This is a genomic window from Aneurinibacillus sp. UBA3580, from assembly GCF_002375825.1.
Taxonomy (GTDB): domain Bacteria; phylum Bacillota; class Bacilli; order Aneurinibacillales; family Aneurinibacillaceae; genus Aneurinibacillus; species Aneurinibacillus danicus.
Genome location: NZ_DFMZ01000084.1, coordinates 11513 through 16913, shown reverse-complemented (window position 1 = coordinate 16913; position 5401 = coordinate 11513). Strand labels below are relative to the sequence as shown.

6 protein-coding genes are annotated in these 5401 nt (G+C 47.6%); all 6 read left to right on the top strand.

Annotation, left to right across the window (positions count from 1 at the left end; translation table 11 throughout):
- The coding region (locus tag B2899_RS12575) for a hypothetical protein (RefSeq protein ID WP_286886234.1) at positions 1-234 on the top strand (234 nt) is incomplete at its 5' end.
- Positions 173-838 carry a RecX family transcriptional regulator gene (locus tag B2899_RS12570; protein WP_170230284.1) on the top strand — a complete coding sequence of 222 codons (666 nt, stop codon included), beginning with the start codon at positions 173-175 and terminating at the stop codon, positions 836-838. The genes B2899_RS12575 and B2899_RS12570, both read left to right, overlap by 62 nt.
- A gap of 223 nt (positions 839-1061) precedes the next feature.
- Positions 1062-2603: a ribonuclease Y gene (gene rny / locus B2899_RS12565; RefSeq protein ID WP_146810696.1), complete on the top strand. Its 1542-nt coding sequence runs from the start codon at positions 1062-1064 to the stop codon at positions 2601-2603.
- Positions 2604-2668: 65 nt separating this feature from the next.
- Entirely contained in the window at positions 2669-3466 is a 798-nt protein-coding gene (locus tag B2899_RS12560) for a TIGR00282 family metallophosphoesterase (protein WP_146810694.1), read from the top strand.
- A 119-nt stretch (positions 3467-3585) separates the two neighbouring features.
- Positions 3586-3846 (top strand): stage V sporulation protein S, encoded by a 261-nt coding sequence (locus tag B2899_RS12555; RefSeq protein ID WP_040303043.1) that lies wholly within the window; start codon positions 3586-3588, stop codon positions 3844-3846.
- Positions 3847-4268: 422 nt separating this feature from the next.
- Positions 4269-5401 (top strand): 2-oxoacid:acceptor oxidoreductase subunit alpha (locus B2899_RS12550; protein WP_286886228.1); only part of this gene is annotated, 1133 nt, incomplete at its 3' end.

Genomic DNA, 5401 nt, shown 5'->3' with positions numbered 1-5401 from the left:
CTAAGGAAGAAAAAGGCCTTCGCCTTTTTCCCCATTGAAATCCTCTCCTCCTTCTTTCCTCTCTTTTTCTTCGTACCACAAAAGTCAGCCGCCCTTCCCTCCATTTTCATGTCGGGGTTGCGGCTGATTGGCTATGGTGGTTTTGTTATTCTGCTATGTGGAGGGAAGACGGATGAGCGAGGAGAAGCGAACTGCAGCCGTAATTACGCGACTGGAACGTCAAAAGAAAAATAAGCATCGCATCAACGTGTACCTGGACGGCGAATATGCGTTTGCTATCCATGAAGATGTGCTGGTCAAGTACCGTTTGAACAAAGGCTGTAAATTGGACGAAGCGGATATGAAGGAGCTGCTTGATGCAGAAGAGAAGAACCGTGCTGTGCAGTATGCTTTGCGCTATATTAGCCACCGTCCGCGCACCGTCGAAGAAGTACGGCGCTATTTGCTGGATACGGGATTCCCTGCATCGGTAGCGGATGAGACAGTATCCGGTTTTATCAAACGAAAATACCTCGATGATCGTGCTTATGCCCGGCAATGGGTGGAAGAGAGGCTTCGTCTTAAACCCCGTGGCAGGCACTTGCTGCGCCAGGAACTCCAGGCCAGGGGAATTGACGGGGAGGATGTGGAGGCAGCGCTCGCGCAGGTGGAACAGGAAGATGAGGAAGCCGCTTGTCTGTCGATTGCACGCAAAAAATACGGACAAAAGCGGTTTGGATCTTTTCAAGAAATGAGAAATAAAATAGGGCCGTTTTTGCAGCGCAAAGGCTTTCCGCACGAAATCATTAAAAAAACCCTCGAAACATTAAAAAATGAGAGCATAAACCAAGAGATGTAACACAAATTACCCATTCTTGACATTCCTGCGGTATGATGGCAAAATGAACTTGTATATTCTTTTTCTACCGTGGTCCTCTCTTTTTCGCTAGCCTCGGGTAAGAATATATAGATGGTTTTGCATAGGAGAGATCGAGTATCCGATCTCGTTTTTTAACTAAACCTGACATTCTACACAGCCAAAAATTGAAGAAAGACCTCAGATGCAAGGAGGTGACAGAAAGATGAACTTAGTACCTGCAATTCTCATTGCACTTGCATCTCTGGTGGTCGGAGCGGTAATTGGTTATTTTGTTCGTAAATCACTCGCAGAGGCAAAGATTTCGAGTGCGGAAGAAGCTGCACGTCAAATTGTAGACAAAGCGGAAAAAGAAGCGGAAGCACTCAAGAAGGAGAAAGTGCTCGAAGCGAAAGACGAAGTGCATAAACTGCGAACGGATGCCGAGAAGGACTTGCGCGAAAGACGAAACGAGATTCAGCGCCTTGAGAAACGTGTACTGCAAAAAGAGGAGTCGCTTGACCGAAAGATGGACACGTATGAGCGTAAGGAAACGGAGCTTGAGCGTCGCGAGCAGGCGATTAACCAGATGCACGCGAAAACGGAAGAACTTTTGCAGGCTCAGATGGCTGAACTCGAACGGGTTTCAAACCTGACACGCGAAGAAGCGCGCGACATCATTCTGCAGCAGGTTGAGGATGAAGTGCGTCACGAAGCTGCTATGCTGGCAAAAGACATCGAACAGCAGGCGAAGGAAGAAGCGGACAAAAAAGCCCGTCATATTATTGCCACGGCGATTCAGCGCTGTGCCGCGGACCATGTGGCGGAAACGACAGTATCGGTTGTTTCGCTTCCTAATGATGAAATGAAAGGTCGGATTATCGGTCGAGAAGGTCGAAATATTCGTGCTCTGGAGACGTTAACTGGTATCGATTTAATCATTGATGATACTCCGGAAGCCGTCATTTTATCCGGTTTTGATCCCGTTCGTCGTGAGATTGCGCGAACCGCACTGGAGAAGCTTGTGGCGGATGGACGCATCCATCCTGCACGTATTGAAGAAATGGTTGAAAAAGCGCGCCGTGAAGTGGATGAGCGCATTCGCGAATACGGTGAGCAGGCTACATTTGAGACAGGGATTCACGGACTGCACCCGGATCTCATCAAAATTCTGGGCCGCTTAAAATACCGTACCAGTTATGGACAGAACGTGTTGAAACATTCCATTGAAGTTTCACATTTATGCGGGTTGATGGCTGCAGAGCTGGGCGAGGACCAGACGCTGGCAAAGCGTGCCGGTCTTCTGCATGATATAGGCAAGGCCATTGACCATGAGGTTGAAGGTTCACATGTTGAAATTGGGGTAGAATTAGCGAAAAAATATAAAGAGCATCCCGTTGTTATCAATGGAATCGCCTCACATCACGGAGATTGCGAACCGACATCGGTTATTGCGATGCTGGTGGCCGCAGCCGACGCTTTGTCCGCTGCAAGGCCGGGAGCGCGCCGTGAAACGTTGGAAACGTACATTCGCCGCTTAGAGAAGCTGGAGGGCATCTCCGAATCGTTCGAAGGCGTTGAGAAATCGTATGCGATTCAGGCAGGGCGTGAAGTCCGAATTATGGTGAAGCCGGATCAGATTGATGACCTGCAGGCGCATCGTCTGGCACGTGATATTACGAAGAAAATCGAAAGCGAGCTCGACTACCCGGGACATATTAAAGTCACCGTTATCCGGGAGACACGGGCAGTTGAATATGCGAAATAAAACGCAGAAGCTTCTCCGAGTGATCGGCAGAAGCTTTTGTTTGCATAAGAGGAAGGAGACGAAATATGAGGCTGTTATTCATCGGTGATGTGGTAGGCTCTCCGGGGAGAGACATGCTGAAAGAGATGCTGCCCCGCCTTAAAAAGAAATACAACCCTCATTTCACGGTCGTCAACGGGGAGAATGCAGCATCCGGCAGGGGGATTACCCAAAAGATTGCCAACCAATTCTTTGAATGGGGAGCAGGTGCCATTACTCTCGGCAATCACTCTTTTGATAACAAGGAAGTGTTTGACTTTATCGACGATGAACCCCGCATTGTGCGTCCCGCTAATTACGCCCCTGGTACGCCAGGTAGAGGCCATACGTTTTTGAAAGGAACAAATGGCGGAGAGCTGGCTATTATTAATCTGCAGGGACGGACATTTCTTCCTCCTTCGGATTGCCCGTTTCGTACGGCAGAGCATATCGTTGAACTGGTTCGAAAACGTACCCCGTATATTTTTGTCGATATGCATGCGGAAGCAACATCAGAAAAGCAGGCGATGGGGTGGTTTTTGAATGGGAAGGTGAGTGCTGTTGTCGGTACGCATACGCACGTTCAGACTGCCGATGAACGGATTCTGCCCGGAGGGACGGCCTATCTAACGGATGCTGGCATGGTCGGTCCGCGCAACAGCATTCTGGGGATGGAACGTGAAACAGTGTTGAAGAAATTTTTGACAGGGTTACCGGTTAGATTTGAAGTTGCGATGGTTAAACCGCAATTAAATGGGGTAATAGTTGATATGGAAAAAAACACCGGTCGTGCCAGCTCTATTCAGCGAATTATTATTGATGAAGACCATCCGTTTATGGAATGAACGTTTTTTAATTTTCAGAATATTTTTCATCCAAAATATGAATGGGACAGGAATGATTTGTACCTTCGCTGAATAGAGTAATTGTGGTAATCATCAATCTATCTAAGGAGGTACTTGAGATGGAAGTATTAAAAGTTTCAGCAAAATCCAACCCTAATTCTGTCGCTGGTGCCCTGGCCGGAGTTCTGCGTGAACGCGGCGCAGCTGAGCTTCAGGCCATTGGAGCGGGTGCACTTAATCAAGCAATTAAAGCAGTAGCAATCGCACGAGGGTTTGTAGCACCGAGTGGTGTTGACCTTATTTGTATCCCTGCCTTCACGGATATTCTAATAGAAGGCGAAGAACGAACCGCGATCAAGTTGATTGTCGAACCTCGATAGTTGAATAACCACAATGGTCTTTCATCAGTTGTGCCTGTTTATTCCTCACTGGATAAGCAGGCTTTTTTCATTTTCCTCCGTTTTTCTTGTGTGCTTGTGAACAAGAATGAAGGAGAATGTAGGAGATTTTGAAAGAATGAAGCAGATATACCAATGCTTTTATCTTGATTTTTTACCGGTCCATGGGGTAATCGTAATTTTGTTTAAGAAATCTTAACTGAAGGGTTGCAATTTGAGAGAGAGAGGACTACAATGAATAAAGTTTGAAGTACACAATTTGTTCATATTTTTTAAATAGATACATATAGTAGGTGACCTGAAAAATGGAAGAGGGCTCAAAACCGTGGTGTATCTGTTTAAAAAATGGTACACTTTTCAACTGAAAAGAACGAGCAATCTATCGTCTTGAAGGGGTGGAGTTCATGATTAGTCAACTTTCTTGGAAAGTTGGAGGACAACAAGGTGAAGGGATTGACAGTACAGGCGAAATATTCGCGATTGCGCTGAATCGTCTAGGGTATTATCTATATGGGTACCGCCATTTCTCTTCCCGCATTAAGGGTGGTCACACCAATAACAAAATTCGCGTAAGCACGAAGCCGCTGGGCGGAATTTCGGACAACCTCGACATTCTCGTGGCATTTGACCAGGAGACGATCGACGTTAACAGCCCGGAACTTCGTAAAGGCGGCGTTATCATTGGCGATTCTAAGTTCAATCCGAAGGCGCCTGAAGGGGCGGATGTCCGCCTTTTCTCTGTACCTTTCACTGAGATTGCTGAAGAACTCGGAACGTCTCTTATGAAAAACATGGTGGCGATTGGAGCTTCCAGCGCTCTCTTGGGTTTGCCTGCTGAATCCTTCTCTGAAGTGGTGGATGAGCTGTTTGGCAAGAAAGGTCAAAAAGTGGTTGAGAAAAACATGGAAGCTATCGCTCGCGGCGCCGAGTATGTAAATAAGGAAGCAGGCGGTCCGATTGAAGAGTTGCGCTTAGAGCCGGCAGACGGCAAGAAACGCATGTTCATGATCGGTAACGATGCGATTGCAATGGGTGCACTTGCGGCAGGCTGTCGTTTTATGCCAGCTTATCCGATTACTCCGGCTTCTGAAATTATGGAATATTTGGTTAAGAAGCTGCCTGAATTCGGTGGTACCGTTATTCAAACTGAAGATGAAATCGCTGCCGTAACGATGGCAATCGGTGCGAACTATGGCGGTGTTCGTACATTAACCGCCTCCGCGGGCCCGGGACTTTCCCTGATGGCGGAAGCGATTGGCCTGGCGGGGATTACGGAAACTCCGCTCGTTATCGTAGATACGCAGCGTGGAGGTCCGTCCACTGGTATGCCAACCAAGCAAGAGCAATCTGACGTGAACGCAATGATTTACAATACACACGGTGAAATTCCGAAAGTGATATTAGCACCGAGTACGGCGGAAGAGGCGTTCTACGATACAGTAGAAGCGTTCAACATCGCAGAAGAATACCAGGTGCCTGTTATTCTGCTGACAGACCTGCAACTGTCTCTCGGTAAGCAGACAGTTGAACCGCTCGA

Coding starts and splice junctions, on each gene's coding strand:
- rny (WP_146810696.1), top strand. CDS start 1,062: ATGAACTTAGTACCTGCAATTCTCATTGCACTTGCATCTCTGGTGGTC.
- B2899_RS12560 (WP_146810694.1), top strand. CDS start 2,669: ATGAGGCTGTTATTCATCGGTGATGTGGTAGGCTCTCCGGGGAGAGAC.
- B2899_RS12555 (WP_040303043.1), top strand. CDS start 3,586: ATGGAAGTATTAAAAGTTTCAGCAAAATCCAACCCTAATTCTGTCGCT.
- B2899_RS12570 (WP_170230284.1), top strand. CDS start 173: ATGAGCGAGGAGAAGCGAACTGCAGCCGTAATTACGCGACTGGAACGT.